This window comes from Ruania alba, assembly GCF_900105765.1.
Lineage (GTDB): Bacteria > Actinomycetota > Actinomycetes > Actinomycetales > Beutenbergiaceae > Ruania > Ruania alba.
On sequence record NZ_FNTX01000002.1, the window covers coordinates 643,715 to 670,595 of the forward strand.

Sequence of the window (26,881 nt, forward strand, 5' to 3'; positions counted from 1 at the left end):
GTCTTGCTGCCAGATATGGCAGCAATGTGCTCAGCACCGGAAGTTCACGGGCGCAGGCGCTCCCGCAGGTCGGCCGGCAGCAACCGGCCGGACCGGATCAGCAGGTGTGCCACCACCACCGTCACCGTCTGCGCGGCGACCAGGCCGAGCAGCACCAGCACCTGAGCGGCCCCGGCCTGCAGGGCGCTGCCGCCGCCGAGCAGCACACCGATGTAGGCACCCGGCAGGGTGACCAGGCCGACCGTGCGGGTCTGGTCCTGGCCGGGGACCAGTGCCTCGGGAAGGACGTCGGCCACCACCTCGCTGATGGCCTCCGCACGACTCATGCCCAGGCTGAGGGCCGCTTCGTAGGCGCCGTGCCGTTCCCGCAGGGTCCCGAAGGCGCGCATCCCGACGAGCGTATGCGCCATCATGGCGCCGCCGATGATGATGCCGACCACCGGCACCAGGGCCGCACCGGTGAACGGGACCGCACCGGAGACGAAGATGACGGTCAGGGTCGGGGTCAGGCCGGCAGCCATCGCGAGCGCCACCCAGGGCCAGCGCCGCAACGCCCCCACCCGGTGGGCGGAGGTGAGGGCCGCCACCAGGAACATCACGACCACCACCACGGCCGACCAGAGCAGGGAGCTCAGGGCGGCGGCGATCACCAGGGAGACGGCGGCCAACTGCACCACCGCGCGCAGGGCGGCGACCCCGATCGCCCGCTCCTGCCGCAGGTGGCCGATCGCCGACGCTGCGATCGCCACCCCGACCAGCAGGACGATCGCGATCGCGAGCCCAGGTCCCGGCGCGATGGTCACGCGTCCATCTTGGCACCCGTCGGTGAGCTCAACCCTGAGAGCCGGACACCCCTGCCTTCTGCTCGGGGTACTTGGCCTTGAGGTGGACCGGCTTCGTCACCTTGCCGGCCTTCTTCGCGGACCGGTTGCGGTAGATGAGGTTGAGCACCTCCACGCCGATGGCGAAGGCGATCGGGCCGTAGATCATGCCCTTGCTGACGTGCACGTCGAAGCCCTCGGCCAGCAGGGTGGCGCCGATGAGCACGAGGAAGGCCAGGCAGAGCATCTTCACGGTCGGGTGCCGATCGACGAAGTCGCCGATGGTCTTGGCCATGAACATCATCACGACGATGGCCACCACCACGGCGGTCACCATCACCCAGAGCTGGTCGACCATCCCGACGGCGGTGATCACCGAGTCGAGGGAGAACACGGCGTCGATGAGCACGATCTGCAGGATCACGCGGCCGAACGTGACGGCAGCTTGGGAGACCTTCCCCTCCGATTCGCCGTCGGCGCCCTCCAGCTTGTGGTGGATCTCGGTGACGGCCTTGTAGATGAGGAAGGCACCACCGGCGATCAGGATCAGGTCTCGACCGGAGAACGCGAGCGCCTCGATCCCGCCGATCGTGAAGAACGGGTCGGTCAGTCCCACGATCCAGGAGGCGAACAACAGCAGGATGATGCGCAGCACGAGGGCAAGTGCGAGCCCCACGATGCGGGCCTTCTGGCGCTGCTCGGCCGGGAGCCGGTTGGCGAGGATGGAGATGAATACGACGTTGTCCACGCCGAGCACCAGCTCGAGAGCGAGCAGAGTGGCGAGGGCGATCCAGACGTCAGGGCTGGCGAGAGATTCCACGAGTGCAGCGTACTGGTCCGACCGCACAAACGGAGGTCATGGCGCACACTGTGCCGATGGGGCGAATGACCGTCGGCTCGCCGGTTCAACCACCGTAGTGCTGCACCAGCTCGGCCAGGCGCTCCTGGGTGAGCTCCTCTGACATCCGCATCACCGGCACCTTCTTGACCGGCATCGACCCGAGGAAGGCCGCCATCGCCTGGTCCGGGCTGTCCGGGCCGAACATGGCGCCGAAGTCACCCATCGCGGCGAGCAGTTCGGGACCGGCCTGCGGGTGCTCCAGCCATTCACTGATGGTGGCGTCCTCGCTGAGTGGCCGGCGCAGCGCCGGTGCCACCAGTTCGGTGACCTGCTCCAGCGGGAGGTCGCGCGAGGAGGCCCCGACGGCCACGCGCAGCGGCCCGGGCTCCACGGCCCACCCGTGGGCGTGCACGTCCCAGTGGCTCAGCTCGCGCCGGGTGACGGTGAGCTCGATCCGCTGCTCCTGACCCGGCGCGAGGTACACACGGGCGAAACCCTTGAGCTCGCGCGGCGGGCGCGCCACGGCCGATCCGGGCCGGCCGAGGTACAGCTGCGGCACCGCCACGCCCGCACGGTCGCCCGTATTGCGTACGGTCACGCCCGCGCGCACGACGACGTCCCCCGCCCCGGTCTGGTCGGTCACCTCAGCTACGTCCACAGTCAGGTCGGCGTAGTCGAAGGTGGTGTAGGTCAGGCCGTGCCCGAACGGGTAGGAGACCTCCCGCCCGGGGGCGTCCAGGCCGCGGTAGCCGATGAAGATGCCCTCGCCGTAGCGGACCGTGCCGTTCTCGCCGGGGAAGTTCAGCTGCGCGGGCACATCGGCCAGGCGTACCGGGATGGACTCGGCGAGCCGGCCGGACGGAGCAGCATCCCCGAGCAGCAGGTCCGCCGCGGCGCTGCCGCCGGCCTGTCCGCCCAGCCACAGCTCGAGCAGAGCGTCCACGCGGTGCTCCCACTCGGAGACGGCCACCGCGGATCCATTCGCGAGCAGCACCACGGTGCGCTGAGCGACCGCGGAGATCTCACGCAGCAGGTCCAGGTGGCTGGCCGGGATGTCCAAGTGCTCGCGGTCGTATCCCTCGGACTCGTCGGCCGCAGGTAACCCGAGCACCAGGACGGCCGTCTTGCCGGTGGCGGCGAAGACGGCCTCGGCTCGCAGGGCGGCATCGTCGCGGGTCTCACTCTCGGCCGCGCCCCCGGGCTTCTCGGCCTCGGCCAGCCGGTACCCGGCCGCGAACGGCAGGTCCAGGCCACGCTCGGCGAAGGCTCCGAGGATGGTCTCCAGCCGGGTCGGGTTCACCTGCGAGGATCCGGCGCCCTGGTAGCGGGGGGTGCGGGCGAGCTCCCCGATCAGTACCGCAGACCCTGCCAGACCGTCTGCGGCCAACGGCAGGACGCCGTCGGGGTTCTTGAGCAGCACGGCCGAGCGGGTGGCGACCTCACGGGCCAGGGCGTGGTGCGCCGTCAGGTCGGCCGTGCCCGGCTCGGCGAGGGCCGGCTGGGCCCTGGCGACCATGGTGAGCACGCGGGTGACGGCGGTGTCGAGGTCGGCCTCGGCGAGGCGCCCCTCCCGGACGGCGGTCACGATCGCGGCGTCGTTGATGCCGTGGGAGGAGGGCATCTCCAGGTCGAGACCGGCGGCGACCCCGGCGGCGCGGTCGTCCACGGCGCCCCAGTCGGAGACCACGAGGCCCTCGAAGCCCCACTCGTCGCGGAGCACCTCGGTGAGCAGCCACGGGTCCTGCGAGGCGTAGGTTCCGTTGACCTTGTTGTAGGCACACATCACGGTCCACGGCTGGGCGCGGGTGACGACCTTCTCGAAGGCCGGCAGGTAGATCTCCCGGAGGGTGCGCTCGTCGATCTCCGCGGAGATCCGCATCCGGTCGGTCTCCTGGTTGTTCGCGGCGAAGTGCTTCAGCGAGGTGCCCACGCCGCGGGACTGGATGCCCTGGACCAGCTCGGTGGCAAGCTCACCAGCGAGGTACGGGTCTTCGGAGACGTACTCGAAGTTGCGCCCGCACAAGGGGCTGCGCTTCATGTTCACACCGGGGCCGAGCAGCACGGCGACGTCGTTCGCGCGCGTCTCGGCGCCGAGCGCCGCGCCCACGTGGTGCAGCAGGTCGCGGTCCCAGGTGGAGCCGAGGCCGGCGGCGGAGGGGAAGCAGGTCGCAGGCACCGAATCGTTCAGGCCGACGTGGTCGGTGGCCCCAGCCTGCTTGCGCAGCCCGTGCGGACCGTCGGTGACCATCACGGCGGGGATGCCGAGACGCTCGATCGCCTGGGTATGCCAGAAGTCCTGCCCGGAGCACAGCGAGGCCTTCTCCTCCAGGGTGAGCTCGCCGAGCAGACGGGGGATGTCCGCCTCGGCGAGGGTGGGCGAGGCCTGGGTCGGGGTGCTCATGAACGCTCCTGGTGAAGTGACGACGTCGTCCGGACATACCGTACGAGCTAATTAACCGTACGGTCAATAAATAGGAGCACCTAGGCTGTGCTGGTGGCCGACGCACAGACACGACGCCCCGGGCGCCCCCGGGCAGGGGGTGAGGACAAGCGCGAACGCATCCTCGCCGAGGCGATCGCACTGTTCGCGCGCAAGGGCTATGCGGCCACGTCCGTGGCCGATATCGCAGCCGCGGCCCAGATCTCCAAGGCGGGCCTGCTGCACCATTTCGGCTCCAAGGAGGGGCTGTACTCGGCCGTGCTGGAGCACCGGGACGCCGTCGACGTGCTGGCGCTGGAGTCCGGCAGCGTGTGGGACCTGCTCGAGGGTTTTGCGGACCTGATGGACCGGAACAGCCGGACCCCGTCGATGGTGGGGTTGTACATGGCGATGGCGGTGGACGGCACCGCCGCCGACCACCCCGCGCACCGGTGGCTAGTGCAGCACTTCGAGAACGCAGTGCTGACCCTGGAGCGCGCGTTCGAGCAGGGGAAGACCGTCGGCATCGTCCACCCGGACGCGCCCTCGCTCGCGCTGGCTCGCTCCGTGGTGGCGATCGCCGACGGCATCCAGCTGCAGTGGCTCTGCGAGGACGTGCCTGGCGGGAAGCCGGTGCGGATGGGCGATCAGATGCGGCAGCTGGCGGACCTGATCCAGGCGCGGTGGGCCACCTGATAGTGGCACCGCGTCAGGCACGCCATGCAGAGAGCAGGTCCGCAGCCCCGAAGACGAGGTCAGCCCCCACCGTGGGGCCCACTTCCGGACTGACTGCCGCGAGCACCGCATGGGCGCTTCGGGGAACGAACGCGGTCGCAGCACGCAGCTGATCGATCTCGCGCCTGGTGACCGTCCCATCAGGGCGCCATTTGATGGTGCCCACGACGGCGGTCCGCTCAGCTGTCGTTGCGACGACATCGACCTCTGCCCGGCCGTCGCGCGCCCACCAGGCGTGGACCGCCTCGACCCCGTCGAGGCGGTCATCGTCGATCGCCAGGCGCAGGATCGCCTCACGCACGACGGGCTCGATGCTGCGGCCGCGCCACGACGACCAGTCGCGGTCGAACCGTTGAGCGACCAGATCGCCGCGACCACGGGCGATTCGCTCGACATCACGGCCGATGTAGCGAAACCAGAAGCGCAAGTAGGGGTCGGCGACCCGGTATCGCCGAAGCCGACCCTTGTCCGATGCCCACGCCGGCACGTCCCGCTCGACGAGGCGCTTCTCATCGATGAGCGTCCGGAGCGCACGCGTCGTCGCGGTCTGCAGACGAGTGCGCTCGGTGGCGTCTACACCCGCGGGAATCAAGTCATTGAACCGGGGCGTCGTCGTCTCGTCGGAGCCGATCGCCGCGAGTACCCGCTCCGCGGCCTGCCCGTCCGGAAACTCGGCATCCAGGGTGAACCGCGCCGTCGAGACGAGGGGGCTGTAGAGGTCGCGCATCGCCTCCCGGACATAGGCGGCCGGGTCCTGCCCACTGTCTCCGAGGTCGGCCACGAGCCGCGGGTATCCGCCGGTGATCAGATAGGCATCGAAGACATCGGTCGGAGTGGCTGCGGTGAGGGCGTGCCCAACCTCTGCCGGATTCAGCGGTTCGATGCGGAAAGGGCGGATCCTGCCGAAGAGCGGACGTCCATACTCTCCGAGGCGTTCCATCATCGTCACGTCAGAACCGATCAGGACCAGCAGGACAGGGAGGCGCTCCAGACGGCGATCCCACACGTTCTGCAGTGTTCCCTCGAGCGAGGGATCCGCATCGGCGGCCCATGGGAACTCGTCGACAACAGCGATCACCGGACCGGATTCGGCGGCCTGCTCGATGGCACCCAGCCACTCGCGCCACCCAGGCACACGTGCTCCGGCCAGGGCGCCAGTACCGGGGAGAGGGCGTGTGGACTCCGCCAGCGCCCGGGTCGCGTCGTCGACCTGGGCCCGGCTCGACGCACCCAACGTGCCGACCGCGAAGACGTAGGGAACCCCGGCGCTCTGGACAAACCGTTCGACCGCCGTGGACTTGCCCACCTGGCGCCGGCCGCGCACGCCGACGATGCGACCGGCACCAGTGCGCTGAACGGAATCCAGCTGCGCCCTCAACCGCGCGATGACGTCAGAGCGACCGTAGAACTCCCTACCCGGGCTATCAGTCATCTCCGTATCATACATCGCTGTATCTTAAGTGTTGAGGTGTGCGATCCAGATGTACGCCCCGGCATGAGGGCCGCACGCGTTACCTGGTCCGATCGACAGGCATACGTCGAGCCGTGCACCATGCTGCCGCGCAGGGACGCATCCATGTCGCTCCGGTCAGCGGCAACTGCGATCAGGGCAGCGACGTCAGCTCGCGGACGAGCGACCGCCACATCGGCGTGTGATTCCTGGGAGACGAGCCGGCCGGTCCTTCGGCATCAGCGCCACGGCGACCAGCAGCACCACGGTCACCGCGAGCGCACCGATGAAGACCAGGTGCATCGCCGCGGCCAGGCCGGGCCCCTCGGGCAAGCCGTCCACGCCGAGTACGGTCCGTGCGTTCACCACCCCGCCGAAGACGGCCACTCCGGCCGCCGATCCGAGCGAGCGGGCGAACATGTTCGTGCCGGTGACGGCGCCACGCTGTGCCCAGTCGGCACTGGTCTGCGCAGCGATCAGGGTGGGGGACGCCGTCAGGCCCATCCCGATCCCGATCACGAAGCAGCACGCCGCCACGTGCCAGAGCTCGCTGCCCTCCCCCAGCAGCAACGTGAGCGCCGCACCGGTGAGCGCAATGGTCGACCCGAGCAGCCCGGTAAGCCGGAACCCGAACCGTAGGTAGACGCGCCCGGAGAGCGTGGCGGCGATCGGCCAGCCGAGGGTGAGCGCGGCGAGGGCGAACCCGGAGAGCAACGGCCCGTACCCGAGCACCCCTTGGGCGTAGATCGGCACGTATGTCGACAGCCCCAGCACGAGCACGCCGACCATCAGCGAGGCAAGCGTGGAGGCGCCGATGATCCGCCGGCGCAGCACACGCACGTCGAAGATCGGGTGCACCGCTCGCCGCGCGTACAGTCCGAACGCCGTCAGGAGCGCCAGCGCAATGCCGAACAGACCAACGGTGAGCGGCGAGCCCCACCCCCAGGTGCCACCCTCCAGCAGCACGCCCACGAGCAGCGCACTCCCCAGGGTGAGCAGCACCGCACCGCGCACGTCGATCGGTTCCCGCGGGCCGGAGCGTTCCGGCTCGCGGAAGTGGCGCCAGAGCAACGCCGCAGCGGCCACCGCGAAGGGCACGTTGATCCAGAAGATCCATCGCCAGCTCACGAACTGCGCGAAGACGCCTCCGAAGGTGGGGCCGGCCACCGAGGAGATCGCCCACACGCTGGCGAGGTACCCCTGGGTCTTGGCACGCTCGGCCAGGGTGTAGATGTCGCTGGCGATGGTCATCGACATCGGCATGATCGCGCCGGCACCGATGCCCTGGATCACCCGGAAGGCGATCAGGGCCGGCATCGTCCAGGCGATCGCGCACAGCACCGACCCGAGCAGGAACAGCCCGATCCCCGCCAGCATCACGCGCTTGCGCCCCAGCACGTCGGCGAGCCGCCCGTAGACGGGCACCGTGACCGCCTGGGCCAGGGTGTAGCTGGAGAACAGCCAGGGCACCTGGTCGAAGGCCCCGAGCTCACCGGCGATCGTGGTGGAGGCGGTCGCCAGGATCGTGGCGTCCAAGGCCACCAAGGCCGACGCCAGCATCAGTGCACCCAGGATCGGCCCGCGCTCGGACCGCAGACCGATGCCGACAGCGGCCGGGGTGCGGGCAGCGCTCATCGGGCACCTGAGAGAACGGTCACGGTCAGGTCAAGGCTGTCAGTCACCGTGATTGTTCCCGGGCGGTGATCACCACTCCGCGAGGCTGCCGTCGGCGTGGTTCCAGGTGGGCGTAGCCCAGTCGTGCCCGCGGGCGGCCGCCTTGCGCACCTCGGCCTCGTCGATCTCGACACCCAGGCCCGGGCCGGTGAGGCGATCGATGTGCCCGTCGCGCACCTCGAACGGGCTGGTGTCGACCAAGTAGTCGAGCAGGTCCCAGCCCTCGTTGTAGTGGATGCCGAGGCTGGACTCCTGGATCACCGTGTTCGGTGAGGCCAGGTCCACCTGCAGGCAGGAGGCGAGCGCGATCGGGCCGAGCGGGCAGTGCGGTGCCAGGCCCACGCCGTAGGTCTCCGCCATGGCAGCGATTCGGCGGGTCTCGGAGATCCCGCCGGCGTGGGAGATGTCCGGCTGCGCCACCGCGATCCCGGCCTCGAGCAACGGCATGAAGTCCCACCGGGAGAACGCCCGCTCCCCGGTGGCGATCGGGATGGAGCTCCGCTGCACCAGTCGGGGCAGGTGCTCGGCCGACAGCTCAGGAACCACCGGCTCCTCCACCCACATCGGCATCAGCTCTTCCAAGAGCGGCAGCAGCCGGTGCGCCATCGCCGGGGAGACGCGGCCGTGGAAGTCCAGGGCGAAGTCACCAGTGTCGCCGAGCGTCTCGCGGGCAGCGCGGGCACGGGCTACTACATCGGCGATGGCGGCGGGTGAGTCGATGTGCCGCAAGGCTCCCGAGGCATTCATCTTCACCGCCGTGAACCCCTGGTCCAGGCGGGCCTGGATGTGCTCGCGCACGCCGGCCGGGTCGTCCCCGCCCACCCAGGAGTAGGTGCGCACTCGGTCCCGCACCGCGCCGCCGAGCAGGTCGTGCACGGGCACGCCGAGCCGCTTGCCGGCGATGTCCCACAGGGCCTGGTCATACCCGGCGATCGCACTGTTCAGCACGGGCCCGTGCCGGTAGAACGCCGACCGGGTGAGCCGCTGCCAGGTGTCCTCGATCCGGCTCGGGTCGCTGCCCATCACCTGCGGCGCCATCTCGTGCACGGCGGCCTCGACGGTGGCGGCACGACCCTCCAGCACGGGCTCACCCCACCCGACGATCCCGTCAGAGGTCTCCACCCGCAGGAACAGCCACCGCGGCGGCACTCGGAACGTCTCGATCTTGGTGATGGTCGTCGATGAACTCACCCGAGCAACCTACCGTCACCGGCGTGGGGTGCGTTGTCGTCGTCAGAAGGCGAGATCACGACGCGAACGCACCCCTAGGCTCGCTGTTGTGTACCCACGCACCGAGCCTCGCGAGCATGGACTGCTGACTGCCTCCGACGGCCAGTCGGTCTACTGGGAGGAGTCGGGCAGCCCCGACGGCGTCCCTGCCGTGTTCCTGCACGGCGGCCCGGGGGGTGGGTTGGGAAACCGTGGGTATGTCACGAAGTTCGACCCGGCCCGGTACCGCATCATCGGGCTCGACCAGCGCGGCTGCGGGCGGTCGGTTCCGCTCGCGCACGATCCCGCGCACGATCTGGCCGCCAACACCACCCCGCGTCTGATCGCGGATCTGGAGGAGCTGCGCGAGCATCTGGGAATCAGAGCCTGGGTGCTCAATGGCGTCTCCTGGGGCAGCACCCTGGCCATCGCCTATGCCGAGGCGCACCCGGACCGCGTGCTCGGGATCGTGCTGATGGCCGTCACGACGACGTCCCGCACCGAGGTGGACTGGATCACCGAAGGGGTGGGGATGGTGTTCCCCGAGGAGTGGGAGCGCTACGCAGCCTTCGCCGAGGCACACGACCCGGCCTACCGCCGTCGGGAATCGCGCCTGGTGGAGGCCTACGCACGGCTGCTGCGCGATCCGGCCACCCGGGAGGAGGCCTCGCAGGCGTGGGCACGCTGGGAGGACGTGCACATCTCGATCGGGGCCGGCGGGTTCGCACGGGACCCGCGCTGGGAGGACGAGAGCTTCCGGCACGCGTTCACGATGCTGGCCACGCACTACTGGGCACACGACGGTTTCGCCGACCCACCGCTGCTGGAGCAAGTCGATCGCATCGGGCACATCCCCGCCGTCCTCATCCACGGGCGGCGGGACATCAGCGGCCCGGTGATCACGCCCTGGGAGCTGCACCGGCGGTGGCCGGCGAGCCGGTTGGTAATCGACGAGGGTGACGGGCACGGCGGCACCGGGATGGTCGCCGAGTGGGTACGGGCGAACGACGAGCTCGCGACCGGAGTGCATTCGAACGACGACAGTGAGGGCGTTCACTGAACGTTCCTCGCATATCCGATAGATTCTGGATCCATGATCCGAAATGCAGACGCGGCGTCGGGCGACCTCGAGGAGCTCGCCGCCCGTCATCAGACCGCCTACCGTTCCGTGGGCGCCATGGTGTACGGGCTCCTGCAGGAAGCGATCCTGAACGGCACGCTCCGGCCCGGGCAGAAGCTCCGCCAGGAGACCCTTGCCGAGCAGATCGGCGTCTCCCGGCTGCCGGTGCGCTCGGCATTGATCCAGCTCGAGTCGGATGGCCTGGTGGAGTTCCACGACCGCCGCGGCGCCACGGTACGCGCGATCTCGCCGGAGCAGGCGAAGGAGGTGTACCGCATTCGCGCGTTGCTCGAGGTGGACGCGCTGAAGCAATCGATGAAGCGGTCCACGCCCGAACGGATCGAACAGCTGCGCGAGTTGGCCAAGTCCGCCGACGAGCAAAATGAGGGCGCCGATTTCGTGGAGGCGCGGACCAAGTTCTACTCCGAGCTCTACGACGCCGCGCAGAACCCGATCACCTGGGAGATGATCGAGCAGCTCCGTCTGAAGATGGGCCGCTACGTACTGGGATGGCGGCTGGTAGGCGGTTCGCACACGCACTCCCACGAGGATCTCGTTGACGCATTCGCCTCCGGCGATGCCACCAAGGCGAGCGCCATGCTGCGCAAGCACCTGGCCGAGGTGCTCAAGGGTGTTCTGAGCTGGCTCGACGCCGAGGCCACCGGCACAGACTGACGGCCGCCAGCATCCATCGGTCAACCATCCACCGGGGCGCCGATCCCGGCCGCCGTCCCGGGCACAACTCTTTCATCATCCCGCGCCGACGCAGTAGTACTGTTGCGCGACGTCCGGGCGGTCTGCGTCGTCCACGCCGCGACAGCCCTCGGGACGGGATTCACCGAGATCGTCACAGTGGACACCGATTTCGACCATGTGCCCGGGCTGGCGCGACGCAACCCGGCCGACGTCGGATCCGAGGAGGTCGTGGCACGCGTCACGTCGCCGAATGTTGTTCATACGAGTGAGCCTCATACGATCGACTCCATGCCCTCGCTGCGACGTCGTCGCTACTCCTTGTTCGCCCTCATCCTGGTCGTCGGGATCGGACTGTCCTCCTGGGTGACGCGCACGCCCGCCGTCCGGGACGCCGTCGAGGCCTCCACGGCACAGATGGGGTTGATCCTGTTCGGCCTCAGCGTGGGCTCGATGGCGGGCGTAGTCAGTTCGGGCTGGTTCGTCCGCCGGTGGGGAACGCGACCGGTCATCGCGGTCGGGACGGTGTGCGTGATCGCCGGGACGGCGCTGGTCGGCCTGGGAGCCCTCTGGTCGTCCGCGCCGGTCGTCTTCGCTGGCCTGCTGGTCTTCGGGATCGGCGGCGGACTCGGGGAGATCGGTTTAAACATCTCCGGTGCCGAGCTGGAGCGACTGATCGGCCGGCCGGTACTGCCGATCCTGCACGGCAGCTTCAGCCTGGGTACGGTGATCGGCGCACTGGTGGGCATCGGCCTGACCGCGATCGACTTCTCCCCCGCCTGGCACCTGCTCCTGGCCGCACTGATTATGACCGGCCTGACGCTCTGGGCGCTCCCAGGAGTGGTGGCCGGCACCGGGATCGAGGTCTCCGTCCGGGCCCGGTCGGCCACCCCGACGGCGCAGCCTCGCCCGAGCGTGTGGCGTGACCGTCGACTGGTGCTGATCGGGGTGGTCGTGCTCGCCATGGCGTTCGCCGAGGGTTCCGCGAACGACTGGTTGCCGCTGCTGATGGTGGACGGTCACGACGTCTCCGCCACGAGCGGTTCGCTCGTCTTCGCCGGATTCGCGGCTGCGATGACGGTGGGCCGCTTCCTGGGTGGTCCGGTGGTCGAACGGTTCGGCCGGCCCGTGGTGTTGCGGCTCAGTGCAGTGTGCGCCATCGCCGGGATCGCCGTAGTGGTGTTCTCGCCGAACGCCGCCGTGGCCGGGGTGGCGGTGGTGCTGTGGGGGCTGGGGGCGTCTCTCGGGTTCCCAGTGGCGATATCGGCGGCCGGTGACGATCCGGATCGTGCGTCCGAGCGGGTCAGCGCGGTGGCCACGATCGGCTACCTGGCCTTTCTGGTGGGCCCACCGCTGCTGGGCTTCGTGGGCGAGGAAGTCGGACTCCGGCTGGCGATGATGATTGTGGTCGGATTCCTGGTGGTCGCTGCATTCGCCGCCGGGGCGGCCCGGCCGCGTGGGAGCGAGCTGCCCGTCCCTACTCCGGACCGCTCGGGAGCGTCTCGCGGAACCACCGCGTGATGGACGCCGGGTGCGTGATCGCGGTACCCACGCACACCGCGAAGGCACCACGCTCGAGCGCCACTGCGGCCTGCTCCGGGGTACGGATCCGCCCCTCCGCCACCACCGGCACGCTCACCTCCCCGGCGATGGCCGCCACCAGCTCCAGGTCCGGGCCGTCCCGCATCGGCCGTTCGCCGCTGTAGCCGGACAGCGTGGTGCTCAGCAGGTCCGCACCGGCCTCCTGCGCCGCCAGCGCATCGGCGACCGACCCACAGTCGGCCATCACCAGCGCCTCGGTGGCCTCCCGCAGCCCGGCGATCGTCTCGGCCAGGGTGCGCCCGTCCGGACGCGGCCGACGGGTGCCGTCCAGGGCGACCACGTGCGCCCCGGCCTCCGCTACCGCGAGCGCGTGGCGGAGGGTGGGCGTGATGAACACCCCGTCGGTGCCGTCTTTCCACAGCCCGACGACCGGGACGGGCACCTGAGCGGACACCGCACGGACGTCGTCGGGGCCTTCCACCCGGACCGCGACGGCGCCGCCGGCGACCACGGACAGTGCCACCTGTGTCATCGTGCGCGGGTCCCGCATCGGCTCCCCGGGATAGGCCTGGCAGGAGACGATCAGTCCGCCGCGCATGGTCTTGATCAGGTTCACGCGCCGGCACCCGCTGCCGCGACCGGTGCCACGGCCACCGTGAGTCCGCTGGCGACGGCCTCCTCCAGGGCGATGACCACCTTGACCGCGGACGCCGCCTGCCGCATCGTGACCGGCGGCACGGCGTCGTCGAGGCAGCACCGCAGGAACGTTCCGAGCTCGAGCGCCAACGGCCCTTGTGCAGCGCCGTACAGCGACGCCCCCGCAGTCATGGGAAGGGTGAACCCACCGCCGGCGACGTGCATCCCGGCATCAAAGGAGTGCACAGACAGCGCGGCCTCGTTGCCGACCAGGCGGAAGGCTGCGTCCAGATCGGTCGGATAGTCCTCTGGCAGGTTCCAGGCCGACTCGATCTGCACCACGGCCCCGTCGGCGAGCCGCAGCGTGCCCAGCACGGCCATCGCCTGCTGCCCGGTGCGCTCGGTCGCACCCGTGGCCAGCGCCTGCACTTCGGTGACCTGCTGGTCGGTGATCCACTGCAGGGCGTCAATGTCGTGGATGCCGAGGAAGAACGCCACCGATGTGCGGCCCGCGGCCCGGTCGGCCACCGAGACCTTGTTGTCACGGCGCAGGTACCCGTGCTGGACCTGCCCGAGCCGCCCGTCCGCCACGGCCTGGCGCGCTGCCGCGTAGCGCGGCTCGAATCGGAGCGTGTGGCCCGGCATCACGACGACGTCGCTCGCCTCGGCGATCTGCGTGAGCGCATCCGCTTCGGCCGGGTCGGTGGTGATCGGTTTCTCCAGCAGCAGGTGCACACCGGCCGCGATGATCGATGTCGCGTCCTCGAAATGCAGGTGGTCGGGCGTACACAGGCTGATCGCGTCCGCGGCCCCCTCCGCGAGCAGGTCGGCCAGCGTCGCATACGCTGCTACGCCGGTGCGGGTCGCCACCTCCTCGCGCACATCGGCGCGCGGGTCCACCACGGCCACCAGCTCCGCCTCCGGTGCTGCCCGGTAGATATCGACGTGCTCCTGGCCGATGGCGCCCAGGCCCACGACGGCGACCTTCACGTGCGAGCGGTCGGGGTTGGCGTTCATTTCACTCCTCCGTAGGACAACCCGCGCGCCATGTGCTTGCGGGCGAGAATGGCAAAGACGACGATCGGCAGCGTCCCGATGACGCCGGCCGCAGTCAGGGTGGACCAGTTGGTGCCGACGAACGTGAAGAAGCTGGAGACCCGGACCGGGACCGTCTGGGAGTCACCGCCGGTGAGTACCAGGGCGTAGAGGTACTCGTTCCAGGACTGGATCAGCGCGAGCACCAACGTGGCGAACATCGCGCCGACCATGTTCGGTGCGATGCACCCGAGCATGGTGCGCCACTCACCGGCGCCGTCCACGAGCGCAGCCTCCCGGATCTCACGGGGGAAGGCCGTGAGGAAGGAGCGCAGGATCAGGAATGCCAGCAGCACCGCGTAATAGGCGTGCACCGCGGTGATGCCCACGGGTCCGCGGCCGAGACCGAGATCGTCGAAGGTACGGAACAGTGGGGTGAGCCCGAGCACCGGCGGCACCGTGGTGAGCAGCAGCACCGTGAGCGTGACGCGACGGCCACTGGCTGCGCCCTCCGGGAGCACCTGTGTGACCAGGTACGCGAGCGGCAGACCGGCGATGATCCCGATCACGCTGGACAAACCCGCCACGACGGCGCTGGCTGTCATCGCCTCAGCCATGAATCCTTCGGTCCAGGCCCGCAGGTAGTTGTCCCACTGGGGCGTGAAGAACCAGACAGGCTCGGAACTGAAGGCGTCTACGTCGGACTTCAGCGAGGTACTCACCAGCCACAGCACCGGCGCGAGGCACCAGGCGAGGAATAGATAGACCAGCGCGACCCGTACGAACGACCGGACCCTCATCGTGCGCCCCCCTTCTGCAGTCCCAGGAGGCGTTTCGCCGTCGGGAAGATCACCAGGATCAGGGCCACGGAGGTGAGGAAGGCCAACGCGGTGGAGTAGCCGATGTCGAACACCTCGAAACCTGTGCGGTAGACGTAGTTGCTGATCGCCATGGACGAGGTGCCCGGCCCACCCCGGGTCATGGTCTGCACGAGCGCGAAGGTCTTGGCAGCATCGATGATCCGCAGCAGCACCACGATCGCGAGCACCGGAGCGAGCATCGGGACGGTGACGTGCCGGACCAGCCGCCATCCGTGCGCACCGTCCAGGGAGGCCGCCTCGAAGGGCGCCGGATCGAGTGCCTCCAGCCCGGCCAGGGCGATCACCACCACGTACGGGGTGTTCTGCCAGACCTCCACCAGGATCACCGCGTACAGCGCGGTGGACGGGTCGGCGAGGAAGGCATGGTTCGCCCCGAGCCCGATCTGCCCGAGCAGCCAGTTCACGGTGCCGGAGGAGGGATCCATCAGCAGGCGCCAGGTGAGTGCGGCGACCACGGGCGTCAGGACCATCGGGACGAGGATCAGTGCCCGGACGATGCCCTTGCCGGGGAGTCGCCGGTGCATGAGCAGCGCCACGCTGACGCCGATGATCACCTGGCCGAGCACAGCGACCACCACGTAGGTCAGGGTGATCAGGACCGACTGCCGCAGGGTCGGGTCACCGAACGCGCGCAGAAAGTTCTCCAGGCCGACGAAGTCGTCCGCGCTCCCGGGCTGGGTGAGCTGCTCGCCGTGGGTGGACATCCACAGTCCGCGGGCGAGGATCACCGCGAGGAACGGGATTAGGACAGCAGCCGCCGGGATCGCCAGGGTCCACGGGGTCCGCCGTCGGCGGCGGGACGCGGTGCCACCGGGCGCGGTCGGGGCGGACTGCCCCGGCCGCACCGGTGGTGGGGTGGTGGCCGTCATCTCAGCCGAGTTGGGTGGAGATGGACTCGGCCGCCGCAGCGAGCGCCTCCTCGGCGGACTGTTGCCCGGAGAGCGCGTTCGAGAGCGCCTGACCGGTCTCCACGATCACCGTGTTCGCGGACTGGCCGGAGGGCAGGTAACTGAGATTGCCGGTGGCGAGCTGGTCGAGGACGGCTTCCTGGAAGGCGCCGTAGCGCTCGGCATAGGCGTCGCCATTCAGGACCGCCTCATTGGTCACACCGACCGCCTCGACCGAGGCGACCGCACCCTCCTGGACCTCCTGACTGGTGGCCCAGGCCATGAACGACCACGCAGCTTCCGGATTGCTGCTGTTGGCGTTCAGGTAGAGCGAGTGCACCGCGAGGGAGTTGTTCGTGTTCTCCCCCGGCTCCACGCCCGGCGCGTACGGGATGGGGGCGTAGCCCACGTTCCCGGCCACCGTGGACGACTCGGCGTCCTCGTTGTAGGGACCGTTGGCGGTGGCGTCGATGGTCATCGCCGCCTGGCCCTGGGTGAACGCGATCCGGTTCTGCTCCCAGTCGAAGTTCGCCACACCGGCGGGGCCGTACTCGCTGAGCAAGTTCGCCCAGTACTCGGTGGCCTCGACGGCCTCCGGGCTGTCCACGGCGATCTGGCCGTCGGCGTCGAAGAAGTCGCCGCCGAAGCTGCGCAGCAGGCCCGCCCACGGGTAGAGGGCGTGGATCCCGGCGGTACCGCGCATGGTGATACCGGCGACCTCCCCGTTCGTGCCCTCGGAGATCGTGCGGGCGGCTTCCTCGAGCTCGGCGGTGGTCTGCGGCGGGCCGTCGATACCGTGCTCGGCGAAGAGGTCGGTCCGGTACATCAGGAAGGTGCTCTCGCCGTAGACGGGCACCCCGTAGACGGCGCCGTCCTCGGTGGTCATCGGCGCGAGGTAGGGATCGTAGAACTCGTCCAGGGTGCCGAACTCGTCTTCGCCGGTGGCGTACTCGGTCACGTCGAGCACGTATCCGGACTCGAAGTACCCGCTGCCGTAGACGTTGTCGTTGAAGACCACGTCGTAGGTGTCCGAGCCCTGAGCGAACTCCTGCAGGATGCGGGAGGCCTGGTCCGCGTACGGCACGGTCTCGAGGTCGACGGTGATGCCGGTGGCCGCCTCGAACTCCGGCAGCATCTCGCGGATGTTGTCTGTGTAGGAGATCTCCTCCATCAGCACGGTCAGGTGCGGTGCGTCGTCCGAACCGTCAGTGCCGCCGCAGGCGGCCAGCAGGACAGCGGATGCGGCCAGGGCGGCCACACCCACGTGGGTGCGTTTGCGGTGCAACGTCATCGGTGGCTCCGTTCGGGAAGGCGGAAGGGGGAGTCAGGGCGCGGCGCGGGAACAGCTGCGACAAGCACCCTAGGGTTTTTAGATTACCCTAGGGTTATGGATGATAGGGACCAAGGACGGTCGATGGCAAGCGACCGTCGCCGGTCGGTCCACACACAGACCACGGGGATGGGCAGAATGTCGCGGGTGAGATCGGTGATCGGTGTTGACGTCGGCGGAACGAAGACTGCTGCGGCGGTGGTCGGCCCGGACGGTCGCCTCGGACCGGTGCACAGCGCGCCGACCCGGGCGGCAGCGGGGCCGGAGGCGGTGCTCGAGGTCATCCGGTCCCTCGTCACCGACGTCCGGGCCGAGGCAAGGCTGGATGGCTGGGGCGAGCCGGCCGCCGTCGGGATCGCGACAGCGGGCATGGTCGACACCACGACCGGTGTGATCGTGGCTGCGAACGACACCTTCCCGGGCTGGCCGGGCACCCCCGTCCAGGCGAGGCTGACCGAACAGCTCGGGATCGCCGTCACCGTACAGAACGACGTGCGTGCCCACGCGATCGGAGAGGCGTGGGCCGGGGCGGCCGCAGACGTGCGCAGCGCCCTCGTGGTGGCGGTCGGCACCGGGGTGGGTGGGACCGTGGTGATCGATGGCCGGGCGGCGGGAGGCGCGCACCATGCGGGCGGCGAGATCGGGCACATGCCCTCCGCCGGCGCGGGCGGGCTCCGCTGCCCGTGCGGTCGCATCGGACATCTGGAAGCGGTGGCCTGCGGGCCGGCGATCGCCGAGCAGTTCCGGCGCCGGGACCCGGACCAGCACGCGGGGACCCCTGACGTACTCCGACTGGCCGACGCGGGGGACGAGATCGCCGGTGACGTGGTGCATCGGGCGGGCGTCGCGCTCGGGCAGGCGATCGCCGGGGTGGTCACCGTGATCGATCCGCACGTGGTGGTGCTCGGCGGCGGTGTAGCCGGCGCTTCGACGGTGTGGTGGGACGCCGTCTGCGAGACTCTGCGCACGGAACTAGTCGATCCCCTGCGGGACATCCCGGTACGGCTGTCCACGCTGGGAGGCAGCGCTCCCTTGATCGGCGCCGCCCGCTCGGCTTGGGGCGTCGTCGACAGGGCCGGGGACCGTGGCAGCAGGGAGGACCGATGAAGAAGTACGACGCCATCGCGCGCGACCTGTCCACGATGATCGACGCCAAGCAGGCAGGCGATCGGATCCCCAGCGAGCAGGAGCTCGCGGCCAGCTACGGGGTCTCCGCGATGACCGTGCGGCGGGCCCTGCAGATCCTCACCGAGGGCGGACGGATCGAGGGGATCCCGGGCCGTGGGACCTTCGTGCGCGAGCCGACGGTCCGCAAGGCGCTGACCTCCACCTCGTTCAGCGAGACGATGCGGGCGACGGGCCGGGTGCCCTCGAGCCGGCTACTCGAGGCATCGATCACGGGCGCGACGGAGGCCGAGCGGCGTGAGCTCGACCTGGGCGGCCAGGATGCGGTGCTGCACATCCGCCGGGTCCGCTACGGCGACGACGTGCCCCTGTGCGTGGAGCACTCCCGGCTGGCCGCCGACCGCTTCCCCGGCCTGCTCGGCCACGACCTGGAAGCCTCGCTGTACGCACTCCTGCGCACGAAGTACCACACCCAGATCCGGCGCGCCCGGTTCGAGGTGGCCGCCACGTTGGCTGATCCCGCGAGCGCCGAGCACCTCTCGATCGGGGTCGATGTCCCCTGCCTGCTCACCACCACCGTCGGGCACGACCAGCACGGCGACCATGTGGAGCTGACCACGTCGCTGTACCGCGGGGACGTGTACCGGCTCACCCTGGAGGCCGGCGACGACGCCTGACCCTGCAAGTTTCGACTGTCCCCAACGCACAGCTACCACTATCGACACCAGATTGCTGAGCACCGTCGATACTTTCCACTCTTCGGCGTAGCGTCGGAGCCATGAACGTCGCCGAACAACTCGTCAGTCAGCTCCAGGCCGCAGGAGTCCGCCGGATCTACGGCATCGTCGGAGACAGCCTGAACCCCATCGTCGATGCGGTGCGCCGCACCGGAGGTTCCGCCGAAGGCGGCATCGACTGGGTCCATGTCCGTCACGAGGAATCCGCCGCGTTCGCCGCCGCGGCCGATGCCCAGCTCACCGGGGAACTCGCCGTGTGCGCGGGCTCCTGCGGGCCAGGGAACCTGCACCTCATCAACGGCCTCTACGACGCGAACCGCACCGGCGCGCCCGTGGTGGCGATCGCCAGCCACATCCCGTCCGCACAGATCGGGCAGGGCTTCTTCCAAGAGACTCACCCGGACCGCCTGTTCACCGAGTGCTCGGTCTACTCCGAGCTGGTCAGCACCACCGACCAGGCGCCCCGGGTGGTGCACGCGGCCATCTCGCACGCCCTCGCCAAGCGAGGGGTCGCCGTCGTGACACTGCCCGGTGACGTGGCGGATGAGGAGACTTCAGCAGAAGCGCCCGCGTACACGCCGGTACCGCATGGCGTCCTGACGCCGGACCCCACCTCCCTGCAGAGCCTCGCCGATGCGATCGATGAGGCGAAGAACGTGGCCCTGTTCGTCGGCTACGGCGCCATGGGGGCCCACGAGCTGGTGGTGGATCTCGCCGAGAAGATCAAGGCCCCGGTGGGGCACTCGCTCCGCGGCAAGGACCTCATCCAGTACGACAATCCCTATGACGTCGGAATGACCGGGCTGCTCGGCTACGGCGCCGCAGCCGCGGGGCTCGAAGGGGCCGACCTGATCGTGCTGCTCGGCACCGACTTCCCCTACGACCAGTTCCTCCCCGATGTGCCGACTGCGCAGGTCGATGTCGATGCCGCCGTGATCGGACGACGCACCGCCGTGCAGTACCCCGTGCACGGCGACGTGGCGGCCACCCTCGAGGCGCTGCTGCCGAAGATCGCAGCGAAGAAGAGCCACCGGTTCCTGGACAAGATGCTCGACAAGCACGATCGACTGATGAACAAGGCGGTGGGTGCCTACACCAAGGACGTCGAGCACATGCGCCCGATCCACCCCGAGTACGCCGCCTCCATCCTGGATCAGGTGGCCGCTGAGGACGCGGTCGTCACCGCGGACACCGGGATGGGGAACGTGTGGACCGCGCGCTACCTGAACCCGAACGGCAAGCGCCGCCTGATCGGATCGTTCAAGCACGGGTCGATGGCGAACGCGATGCCGCAGGCGCTCGGCGCTCAGTTGGCCTACCCCGATCGGCAGGTGATCGCGCTCTCCGGTGACGGCGGGCTGTCGATGCTGCTCGGAGACCTGCTCACCGCGGTGATGTACGACCTGCCGATCACAGTGGTGGTGTTCAACAACTCGAGCCTGGGCATGGTCAAGCTCGAGATGCTGGTGGACAAGCTGCCCGACCACGGCGTGGACGTGCCCGGGGTGGACTACGCGGCGATCGGTGCCGCGATGGGCCTACAGACGCAGCGCGTGGAGGACCCCGTGGAGTTGCACAGCGCCTTCGAGACGGCGCTCGCCCACCGCGGTCCCTCGCTGGTGGACGTAGTGACGGACCCGAACGCCCTCTCCATCCCCCCGAAGATCACCAAGGACCAGGTGTTCGGGTTCGCAACGGCGTTGAGCAAGATCGTGCTCAACGGCGGCGCTGGGGAGGCGGTGTCGATGGCGCGATCGAACCTGCGGAACATTCCGCGGGGCTGAGGCGCCCTCGTCGCGACGATACTGCAACACCACGGCTCTGCCCGGACACTACGGGGTATGGAGGAGTCGGAGGCCTGGCAGCAGGCCCTGCGCGGTGACGGCGAGGCATTCGGCCACGTCTTCGACCAGCACAGTGACCGGGTGTATCGGCACGCGTGCCGCCTGGTGGACTCCAGGAGCGACGCCGAGGACGTGACCGCTGCGGCCTTCCTCGAGCTGTGGCGACTCCGTCGCCGGGTGCGTCTGGTGAACGGGTCGGTGCTGCCGTGGCTGTTGGTCACCGCCTCGAACGTGGCGCGCAACCAGCGCCGCGCGACCCGGCGGTATCGCGCACTGCTGGACCGGCTACCCCGCTCCCCCGAGAGCATCCAGCCCGACGACGGCATCAGTGAGGACCTGCTGGAGGGCCTGCGGTCTCTGTCCACGCCCGACCTGCACCTGCTCTGCCTCGTCGTGCTCGAGGGCTACCAAGTCGCCGAGGCGGCTGAACTCCTCGGCCTGAGCGCCACGGCCGCCCGCAGCAGGCTGCACCGCGCCCGAGCACGGGTACGCGAGGTCGCGCACGCGACCCAGGTCGCAATCGAGGAGGGGTCATGAAGCCATCGATGGATCGGGAGTTCGGTACGGCGCTGCGTGCGGAGCTGGTCCGCCGAGCGGCCACAGCACGCCGACGGCGGTGGCTCGCCCTGGGTGGAGGGCTCACCCTGGCCGCGGGGATCCCCACCGCCGCCTACGCGGTGCATCAGTTGCAGGCCGGGGTGAACGAGCTCGTTGTGAGCCCCCCGGTCACCGAGGTGCACACCGGACCTGCGGAGGTCGACCTCGGTCCGGTGCCGGAGGGCGCAGATCAGGTGTGGTTCGATCTCACCTGCCTGGATGGTGGCGAGGTGAACCTCCCGGATGGGGCGGCCGTGACGTGCTCGGCGGGCGAGCGCTCGTCCGGGCCGCTGCCACTGTGGAAGGGGAGGGACGCGCCGATCGGGGACGACGGGGTGCTCACCGTAGACGCGCCTGCGGACATGGCCTGGCAGATCTCCCTCTGGTACCAGGAGGTCGTCGTCGAACCCTTCGCGGTGAACGAGAACGGCCAGACCTACGGAACGCCGAACGAGGTCTACGGCGAACCCGACCTGATCCTCGCGGCCGCCACCAACGGCGAGGTCGGCTATGTCTACGCCGAGGACCTGAACCACGCGTTCGGCCCGGAGCCGACTTCACCCACCGAAGCGGTCGAATACACCGAACGGACCGCGGGGCTGGTCCCCGTGTACGAGGTGGACGGCGAGACCCAGATCGGGCAGTTCTGCATCGGCTGAGCCTGCAACTATCGACGGACCTGAGCACACTCACGCCACTATTCGTCGCTGGTCGCTGAGGTCCGTCGACACTTCCGGGCGCCGCGCGCCCACTTGCCACATAGCCGCTGCCAGGTTATAACTTCGGTACGACGAACATTTGAGTTCATGCGACCGATGGAGGGCGGTGAGGCCGGTGGCCATCACCCTGCGGCGTCCACGCACGCGGCCGCTCGCTGCCCTCGCGGCCGGGGCCGCAGCGCTCACGCTCGCGCTCTCCGGCTGCGGTGGCACCTCCGACGCGACCAGCCCTGGCGACCCCCTCACCGTCTACGCCACCACCGGGTACCTGGCGGACGCCGTCGGGAACATCGCCCCCGACGCCGAGGTGACCACGATGGTGGGCCCAGGCGGGGACCCACACACCTACCAGCCGTCCACCCGGGACATCCAGACGATCCAGTCGGCCGACGTGGTGCTCTGGAACGGCCTGTACCTCGAGGCCCAGATGATCGACCAGCTCACCAGCCTCGGGGATCGGCAGCTCGCCGTCGGGGAGCTCCTCCCCGAGGGCCTGTTGCTCTCCTGGCCGGACACCGACGCCGAGGGCAACCCGCTGCACGACCCGCACGTGTGGAACAGCCCGGACGCCTGGATCCTGGTGGTGGGTTACGTGGCGGACAAGCTCGCCGAGATCGACCCCGAGCACGCCCCGCAGTATCAGGCGAACGCCGAGGAGTACGCGGGCCAGATCGAGGCGGCCGCCGCGGAGGTGGATGGCCTTCTGGCCGGCGTTCCCGAGCCCCGCATCCTGATCACCGGGCACGACGCATTCGCCTACTTCGGGTACGTCTACGACCTGGAGGTGCTCGCCACGGACTTCATCTCCACCACCGCCCGGCTCAGCCCCGAGGAGCTCAGCGACCTCGCCCACCTCATCGCCGAGAACGAGGTGCCGGTGATCTTCCAGGACAACCAGGCCAACCCCCAGGCGATCACCAGCCTGCAGGAAGCCACCGCATCCCTCGGGTGGCAGGTGCGCATCTCCGACGCCGAGTTGTATGCGGACTCCCTCGGCGCCGAGGAGGAGGTGGATACCTACCTGGAGGTGTTCACCCACAACGCCCGCGCCGTGGCCGACGCCCTCGCCGAGGAGACCTCATGACCCAGCCCATGACGGCGTGCCGCACCAAGGGCCTGAGCGTCGCCTACCGCACCGAACCGGTCCTGCGGAATGTGGACCTGGAGGTTCCCACCGGTGTCGTGATGGGCATCGTCGGCCCGAACGGGGCCGGCAAGTCCACCCTGATCAAGGCGATGCTCGGCCTGGTCCGCCCGCTCACCGGCCGCGCCGAGTTCTTCGACCGGCCGCTGGCACGGGTGCGCCGCCGGGTGGGTTACATGCCGCAGTCCACCAGTGTGGACTGGGACTTCCCGACGACGGTGCTGGACGTGGTCACGATGGGCACCTACGGCCGGCTCGGCTGGCTGCGCCGCCCCGGCCACGACGAACGTGACCAGGCCCGTGCCGCCCTGGAGCAGACCGGGATCGCCGACCTCGCCGACCGGCAGATCGGTGAGCTCTCCGGCGGGCAACGCCAACGCACCTTCCTGGCACGGGCCCTGGTGCAGGCACCGGACCTGTTCTTCATGGACGAGCCGTTCCAGGGCATCGACGCCCGGAGTCAGCAGGCGATCGTGGCGGTGCTGCACACGCTGCGAGCGCAGGGCCGCACCGTGGTGCTGGTGCACCACGACTTGGCCACGGTGCGCGACCACTGCGACCACGTCACCCTGCTGAACGGGCGCGTCGTCGCTTCCGGCCCGGCCGAGGAGTCCTTCACCCGGGAGAACGTGCGCACCGCGTACGAAGTGACTGGCGCCAACGACCATTTCGACCAGCTGATCAGATGAGCCTTCTCGAGTTCTTCGCCGACCACACCTACCGGATGGTGTTCCTCGGTACCGCCGTGATCGGCCTGGTGGCCGGGGCACTCGGTGCGTTCGCCTACCTACGCAAGCAGTCCCTGATCAGCGACGTGATCTCCCACGCCGCACTCCCCGGAACGCTCGTGGCCTTCTTGACCTCCGTCGTCGTGCTCGGCGCCGACGGGCGGAACATGATCGGCCTGATCATCGGGGCCGTGGTGGTGGGCACGCTGGCGGTGCTGGCCGCGAACGGCATCGCCCGCACCACGAAGATCCGGATCGACACCGCGATGGCCATCTCGCTGACAGTCTTCTTCGGGATCGGGATGCTGCTGCTGCGGGTGATCGCGAACGGCACCTACCCGGGCAAGGGCGGCATCCAGGACTACCTGTTCGGCAACGCCTCGGTGATCACCAACGCCGACCTGCTCACCAGCGTGACCGTGGGCGCGATCGCCCTGGCGCTGATGGGACTGTTCTGGAAGGAGTTCGCACTCCGGACCTTCGACCCGGACCACGCCAGTGTGCTCGGGTTCCGCGGGCGCACCATCGACATCCTGATGTTCACCACGATCGTGATCGCCACGGTGATCGGGGTGAAGGCGGTGGGCCTGGTGCTGATGGTCGCCTTCGTGATCACTCCCCCGGCCGCCGCCCGGCAGTGGACCCGCACCCTGCCGAGCATGGTGGCGCTCTCGGCCGCGATCGGCGGAGTGGGCAGCGGGCTCGGGGCGTACCTGTCCATCGCACTCGGGAGCGTGCCGACCGGGCCACTGATCGTGCTCACCCTGTTCGCGATCTTCGCCGTCTCGATCCTGGCCGCCCCGCGTCGCAGCGTGGTGATGCGCGCCCTGGCACGGACGCGCGCGCGGGCGGCGCTACGGCGAGAACTGCTGGCTGAGAGTCACGCAGCGGAGCAGGGGGCGCACACATGAGCTTTGCGCTCGGCGTGCTGCTGTTGGCGGTCGTCACCGCGGTGGCGTGCGGCCTACCCGGGGCGTTCGTGGTGCTGCGGCGCAGCTCCATGCTGGTGGACGCGATCGGCCACGCGGTGCTGCCGGGGATCGTGCTCGGCTATGCGCTCACCCAGGACATGGGCTCGCCGCTGCTGATCCTCGGCGCCGCGCTCGCCGGCCTGCTGGTGGCTGGCGGGGCGGAGTGGCTCGGCCGCACCGGTTTGCTCACCGGCGATGCCCCGCAGGGCCTGATCTTCCCGGCCCTGTTCAGCGCGGGCGTCATCGGCGTCACGCTGAACTTCGGCAACGTGCACCTGGACACCCACGCGGTGCTGGTCGGGGACCTCAACCTGGCCGCGTTCGAGCGCCTCATCCTCGGTGGCGTCGATCTCGGACCGTCCTACCTGTACGTGATGCTCGCGGTGTTGGCGGCCAACATCGCCTTCATCGCGGCCCTGTACCCCCAGCTGAAGGCCACCACCTTCGACCCGCAGTTCGCCGCTTCGCTCGGGATCCGTACCCGGGCGGTGAGCACGGCGTTCATGTTTCTCGTCTCCCTCACCGTGACCGCGGCCTTTCATGCTGCGGGCGCGATCCTGGTGCTGGCGCTGATGATCATCCCGGCCGCCACCGCCCACCTGCTCGCTCGCCGCCTGCCGGTCACCCTCGCACTCACTGCGGCGTTCGCCGCCGGGGGCGCCGCGGCCGGTTTCGGCCTCGCCTACGTACTGGACGCGGCCACCAGCGCCGGGATGGCGGTCTTCTACGGAGCGATGTTCGCGCTCGTGCTGGGCCTCGTGAAGTGGCGGCAGCACCGCCGGCACAGGCAACGCCCGACGGCGTCCGGTCACCCCTCCCACCGACCCCACCCGGCACCGGGGGTGAGGTTGACGTCGGTGATGGGCCGATAATCGACGTCACCTTCACCCCCGGCGGGTCTGGCAACGGTCGTTGCTGCGGCTTGGCCCGGCAGGGCCGGTTCAGCCGACGGGCGTGACCCAGACGGCGTCCGTGGCGGAGCGTCCCAGCGGGACGGATGCTTCGCCGTCGGGCAGGCCGACCTCCATCGAATCCGAGTAGGGCGCCCCCGGGCGCACGTCCAGCACCGACCCGACGCGCACCTCGTGCTCGGCGAAGAACTGCAGCAGGGCAGGGTCGGCGTCGGAGATCCGTTCCACCTGCACCTGGGCGCCGGGTTCCACCCCGGAGAGCATGACGGCGTCCGGCATGTCGATCGTGCCGTCCGCAGTGGGAATGGGGTCGCCGTGGGGGTCCCGGGTGGGGTGGCCCAGGTGCGCATCGAGACGTTCCACCATGAAGTCGGAGACGGCGTGCTCAAGAGTCTCGGCCTCGTCGTGCACCTGGTCCCAGGTGTAGCCGAGCACCTGCACGAGGAAGGTCTCGATCAGACGATGGCGGCGCACCATGGCCAGTGCGTGGGTGCGCCCCTGCGCGGTGAGCGTGATCGCCCCGTACGGCGCGTGCTCCAACAAACCCTGGTCGGTGAGCTTGCGGACGGCGTCCGAGACCGTGGACAGCTTCACCCCGGCCCGCGCGGCGATGCGCGAGGGCGTGGTCGGCTCGTCGGACCACTCCTGCAGAGCCCAGATCGCCTTCAGATAGTTCTGCGCGCTCGCCGAGAGCTGGGAGACGGACATGCGAAAACGGTAACAAACACGATTGTTCGTCAGTGCCGAAGTGCTGAGGTTGGAGAGGCCACAGGAGGTGGCGGCGCGGCGACAGACCAGAGCTGGCACTCCCAACCTTACTGTGTAAGACTAG

The 26,881-nt window shown here is 69.5% G+C and carries 25 protein-coding genes; 13 read left to right on the plus strand and 12 right to left on the minus strand.

Features of this window, described 5'->3' with window-relative positions:
* Positions 1-44 precede the first annotated feature (44 nt).
* From BLU77_RS13465 to BLU77_RS13475, 3 genes are all read right to left on the minus strand, one after another.
* Positions 45-803, minus strand: a complete 759-nt coding sequence (locus tag BLU77_RS13465) for an ABC transporter permease (RefSeq protein ID WP_089773634.1) — start codon at positions 801-803, stop codon at positions 45-47.
* Between the two features lie 28 nt (positions 804-831).
* Complete coding sequence (locus tag BLU77_RS13470; protein ID WP_089775765.1) at positions 832-1,641, minus strand: TerC family protein; 810 nt, start codon at positions 1,639-1,641, stop codon at positions 832-834.
* Between the two features lie 85 nt (positions 1,642-1,726).
* Positions 1,727-4,063 carry a glycoside hydrolase family 3 N-terminal domain-containing protein gene (locus BLU77_RS13475; protein WP_089773635.1) on the minus strand — a complete coding sequence of 779 codons (2,337 nt, stop codon included), beginning with the start codon at positions 4,061-4,063 and terminating at the stop codon, positions 1,727-1,729.
* Between the two features lie 93 nt (positions 4,064-4,156).
* Here BLU77_RS13475 and BLU77_RS13480 point away from each other — a divergent pair, with 93 nt between their 5' ends.
* Positions 4,157-4,777 carry a TetR/AcrR family transcriptional regulator gene (locus BLU77_RS13480; protein ID WP_089775767.1) on the plus strand — a complete coding sequence of 207 codons (621 nt, stop codon included), beginning with the start codon at positions 4,157-4,159 and terminating at the stop codon, positions 4,775-4,777.
* Positions 4,778-4,790: 13 nt separating this feature from the next.
* Here the strand turns inward: BLU77_RS13480 and BLU77_RS13485 are convergent, their stop codons facing one another.
* From BLU77_RS13485 to dgoD, 3 genes are all read right to left on the minus strand, one after another.
* Positions 4,791-6,248, minus strand: a complete 1,458-nt coding sequence (locus BLU77_RS13485; protein WP_175477101.1) for an ATP-binding protein — start codon at positions 6,246-6,248, stop codon at positions 4,791-4,793.
* Between the two features lie 186 nt (positions 6,249-6,434).
* Positions 6,435-7,901 (minus strand): MDR family MFS transporter, encoded by a 1,467-nt coding sequence (locus BLU77_RS13490; RefSeq protein ID WP_089773637.1) that lies wholly within the window; start codon positions 7,899-7,901, stop codon positions 6,435-6,437.
* A gap of 69 nt (positions 7,902-7,970) precedes the next feature.
* Entirely contained in the window at positions 7,971-9,131 is a 1,161-nt protein-coding gene (gene dgoD, locus BLU77_RS13495; protein ID WP_217632456.1) for a galactonate dehydratase, read from the minus strand.
* Positions 9,132-9,219: 88 nt separating this feature from the next.
* Here dgoD and BLU77_RS13500 point away from each other — a divergent pair, with 88 nt between their 5' ends.
* The 3 genes from BLU77_RS13500 to BLU77_RS13510 all read left to right on the plus strand — a co-directional run bounded on the left by BLU77_RS13500 (position 9,220) and on the right by BLU77_RS13510 (position 12,483).
* A complete protein-coding gene (locus BLU77_RS13500) occupies positions 9,220-10,209 on the plus strand; it encodes an alpha/beta fold hydrolase (RefSeq protein WP_245708859.1) in 990 nt (329 codons plus the stop codon).
* A 33-nt stretch (positions 10,210-10,242) separates the two neighbouring features.
* Positions 10,243-10,944, plus strand: coding sequence for a GntR family transcriptional regulator (locus BLU77_RS13505; protein WP_089773638.1), 702 nt, complete (start codon positions 10,243-10,245; stop codon positions 10,942-10,944).
* Positions 10,945-11,193: 249 nt separating this feature from the next.
* Positions 11,194-12,483, plus strand: a complete 1,290-nt coding sequence (locus BLU77_RS13510; RefSeq protein WP_342741488.1) for an MFS transporter — start codon at positions 11,194-11,196, stop codon at positions 12,481-12,483.
* On the opposite strand, the gene BLU77_RS13515 is transcribed toward BLU77_RS13510, so the two are convergent.
* Genes BLU77_RS13515 through BLU77_RS13535 form a run of 5 tightly spaced genes read right to left on the minus strand, consistent with a single transcriptional unit; the run spans position 12,440 to position 17,234 of the window.
* Positions 12,440-13,102, minus strand: coding sequence for an N-acetylmannosamine-6-phosphate 2-epimerase (locus tag BLU77_RS13515; RefSeq protein ID WP_089775776.1), 663 nt, complete (start codon positions 13,100-13,102; stop codon positions 12,440-12,442). The two genes, BLU77_RS13510 and BLU77_RS13515, sit on opposite strands and share 44 nt — an antisense overlap.
* Before the next feature lie 14 nt (positions 13,103-13,116).
* Positions 13,117-14,157, minus strand: a complete 1,041-nt coding sequence (locus BLU77_RS13520; RefSeq protein WP_089773639.1) for a Gfo/Idh/MocA family protein — start codon at positions 14,155-14,157, stop codon at positions 13,117-13,119.
* On the minus strand, positions 14,154-14,975 hold the full coding sequence (locus BLU77_RS13525) for a carbohydrate ABC transporter permease (RefSeq protein WP_089773640.1): 822 nt from the start codon (positions 14,973-14,975) through the stop codon (positions 14,154-14,156). The genes BLU77_RS13520 and BLU77_RS13525 overlap by 4 nt, the downstream gene beginning before the upstream one ends.
* Positions 14,972-15,925, minus strand: a complete 954-nt coding sequence (locus tag BLU77_RS13530; protein WP_089773641.1) for a carbohydrate ABC transporter permease — start codon at positions 15,923-15,925, stop codon at positions 14,972-14,974. The genes BLU77_RS13525 and BLU77_RS13530 overlap by 4 nt, the downstream gene beginning before the upstream one ends.
* A 1-nt stretch (position 15,926) precedes the next feature.
* Positions 15,927-17,234 (minus strand): ABC transporter substrate-binding protein, encoded by a 1,308-nt coding sequence (locus BLU77_RS13535; protein WP_089773642.1) that lies wholly within the window; start codon positions 17,232-17,234, stop codon positions 15,927-15,929.
* A 186-nt stretch (positions 17,235-17,420) separates the two neighbouring features.
* Between BLU77_RS13535 and BLU77_RS13540 the strand changes: the two genes are divergently transcribed.
* The 9 genes from BLU77_RS13540 (at position 17,421) to BLU77_RS13580 (ending at position 26,010) form a co-directional block, all read left to right on the plus strand.
* Positions 17,421-18,380 carry an ROK family protein gene (locus BLU77_RS13540; RefSeq protein WP_217632457.1) on the plus strand — a complete coding sequence of 320 codons (960 nt, stop codon included), beginning with the start codon at positions 17,421-17,423 and terminating at the stop codon, positions 18,378-18,380.
* A complete protein-coding gene (locus tag BLU77_RS13545) occupies positions 18,377-19,075 on the plus strand; it encodes a GntR family transcriptional regulator (protein ID WP_089773643.1) in 699 nt (232 codons plus the stop codon). The genes BLU77_RS13540 and BLU77_RS13545 overlap by 4 nt, the downstream gene beginning before the upstream one ends.
* A 101-nt stretch (positions 19,076-19,176) precedes the next feature.
* Complete coding sequence (locus BLU77_RS13550) at positions 19,177-20,919, plus strand: pyruvate dehydrogenase (protein ID WP_089773644.1); 1,743 nt, start codon at positions 19,177-19,179, stop codon at positions 20,917-20,919.
* 57 nt (positions 20,920-20,976) lie between these two features.
* Positions 20,977-21,516: an RNA polymerase sigma factor gene (locus BLU77_RS13555; RefSeq protein WP_089773645.1), complete on the plus strand. Its 540-nt coding sequence runs from the start codon at positions 20,977-20,979 to the stop codon at positions 21,514-21,516.
* Positions 21,513-22,235 carry a hypothetical protein gene (locus BLU77_RS13560; protein WP_089773646.1) on the plus strand — a complete coding sequence of 241 codons (723 nt, stop codon included), beginning with the start codon at positions 21,513-21,515 and terminating at the stop codon, positions 22,233-22,235. The genes BLU77_RS13555 and BLU77_RS13560 overlap by 4 nt, the downstream gene beginning before the upstream one ends.
* Before the next feature lie 175 nt (positions 22,236-22,410).
* Complete coding sequence (locus BLU77_RS13565) at positions 22,411-23,379, plus strand: metal ABC transporter substrate-binding protein (RefSeq protein WP_245708860.1); 969 nt, start codon at positions 22,411-22,413, stop codon at positions 23,377-23,379.
* Entirely contained in the window at positions 23,376-24,128 is a 753-nt protein-coding gene (locus BLU77_RS13570; protein WP_089773647.1) for a metal ABC transporter ATP-binding protein, read from the plus strand. The genes BLU77_RS13565 and BLU77_RS13570 overlap by 4 nt, the downstream gene beginning before the upstream one ends.
* Positions 24,125-25,078 (plus strand): metal ABC transporter permease, encoded by a 954-nt coding sequence (locus BLU77_RS13575; protein WP_089773648.1) that lies wholly within the window; start codon positions 24,125-24,127, stop codon positions 25,076-25,078. Before BLU77_RS13570 ends, BLU77_RS13575 begins: the two co-directional genes overlap by 4 nt.
* Positions 25,075-26,010: a metal ABC transporter permease gene (locus tag BLU77_RS13580; RefSeq protein ID WP_089773649.1), complete on the plus strand. Its 936-nt coding sequence runs from the start codon at positions 25,075-25,077 to the stop codon at positions 26,008-26,010. Before BLU77_RS13575 ends, BLU77_RS13580 begins: the two co-directional genes overlap by 4 nt.
* A gap of 69 nt (positions 26,011-26,079) precedes the next feature.
* On the opposite strand, the gene BLU77_RS13585 is transcribed toward BLU77_RS13580, so the two are convergent.
* Positions 26,080-26,757: a metal-dependent transcriptional regulator gene (locus BLU77_RS13585; RefSeq protein WP_089773650.1), complete on the minus strand. Its 678-nt coding sequence runs from the start codon at positions 26,755-26,757 to the stop codon at positions 26,080-26,082.
* Between the last annotated feature and the right edge of the window lie 124 nt (positions 26,758-26,881).

Coding starts and splice junctions, on each gene's coding strand:
- BLU77_RS13525 (WP_089773640.1), bottom strand. CDS start 14,975: ATGAGGGTCCGGTCGTTCGTACGGGTCGCGCTGGTCTATCTATTCCTC.
- BLU77_RS13520 (WP_089773639.1), bottom strand. CDS start 14,157: ATGAACGCCAACCCCGACCGCTCGCACGTGAAGGTCGCCGTCGTGGGC.
- BLU77_RS13570 (WP_089773647.1), top strand. CDS start 23,376: ATGACCCAGCCCATGACGGCGTGCCGCACCAAGGGCCTGAGCGTCGCC.
- BLU77_RS13535 (WP_089773642.1), bottom strand. CDS start 17,234: ATGACGTTGCACCGCAAACGCACCCACGTGGGTGTGGCCGCCCTGGCC.
- BLU77_RS13585 (WP_089773650.1), bottom strand. CDS start 26,757: ATGTCCGTCTCCCAGCTCTCGGCGAGCGCGCAGAACTATCTGAAGGCG.
- BLU77_RS13550 (WP_089773644.1), top strand. CDS start 19,177: ATGAACGTCGCCGAACAACTCGTCAGTCAGCTCCAGGCCGCAGGAGTC.
- BLU77_RS13545 (WP_089773643.1), top strand. CDS start 18,377: ATGAAGAAGTACGACGCCATCGCGCGCGACCTGTCCACGATGATCGAC.
- BLU77_RS13505 (WP_089773638.1), top strand. CDS start 10,243: ATGATCCGAAATGCAGACGCGGCGTCGGGCGACCTCGAGGAGCTCGCC.
- BLU77_RS13485 (WP_175477101.1), bottom strand. CDS start 6,248: ATGACTGATAGCCCGGGTAGGGAGTTCTACGGTCGCTCTGACGTCATC.
- BLU77_RS13530 (WP_089773641.1), bottom strand. CDS start 15,925: ATGACGGCCACCACCCCACCACCGGTGCGGCCGGGGCAGTCCGCCCCG.
- BLU77_RS13475 (WP_089773635.1), bottom strand. CDS start 4,063: ATGAGCACCCCGACCCAGGCCTCGCCCACCCTCGCCGAGGCGGACATC.
- BLU77_RS13580 (WP_089773649.1), top strand. CDS start 25,075: ATGAGCTTTGCGCTCGGCGTGCTGCTGTTGGCGGTCGTCACCGCGGTG.
- BLU77_RS13515 (WP_089775776.1), bottom strand. CDS start 13,102: ATGCGCGGCGGACTGATCGTCTCCTGCCAGGCCTATCCCGGGGAGCCG.
- BLU77_RS13555 (WP_089773645.1), top strand. CDS start 20,977: ATGGAGGAGTCGGAGGCCTGGCAGCAGGCCCTGCGCGGTGACGGCGAG.
- BLU77_RS13575 (WP_089773648.1), top strand. CDS start 24,125: ATGAGCCTTCTCGAGTTCTTCGCCGACCACACCTACCGGATGGTGTTC.
- BLU77_RS13560 (WP_089773646.1), top strand. CDS start 21,513: ATGAAGCCATCGATGGATCGGGAGTTCGGTACGGCGCTGCGTGCGGAG.
- BLU77_RS13490 (WP_089773637.1), bottom strand. CDS start 7,901: ATGAGCGCTGCCCGCACCCCGGCCGCTGTCGGCATCGGTCTGCGGTCC.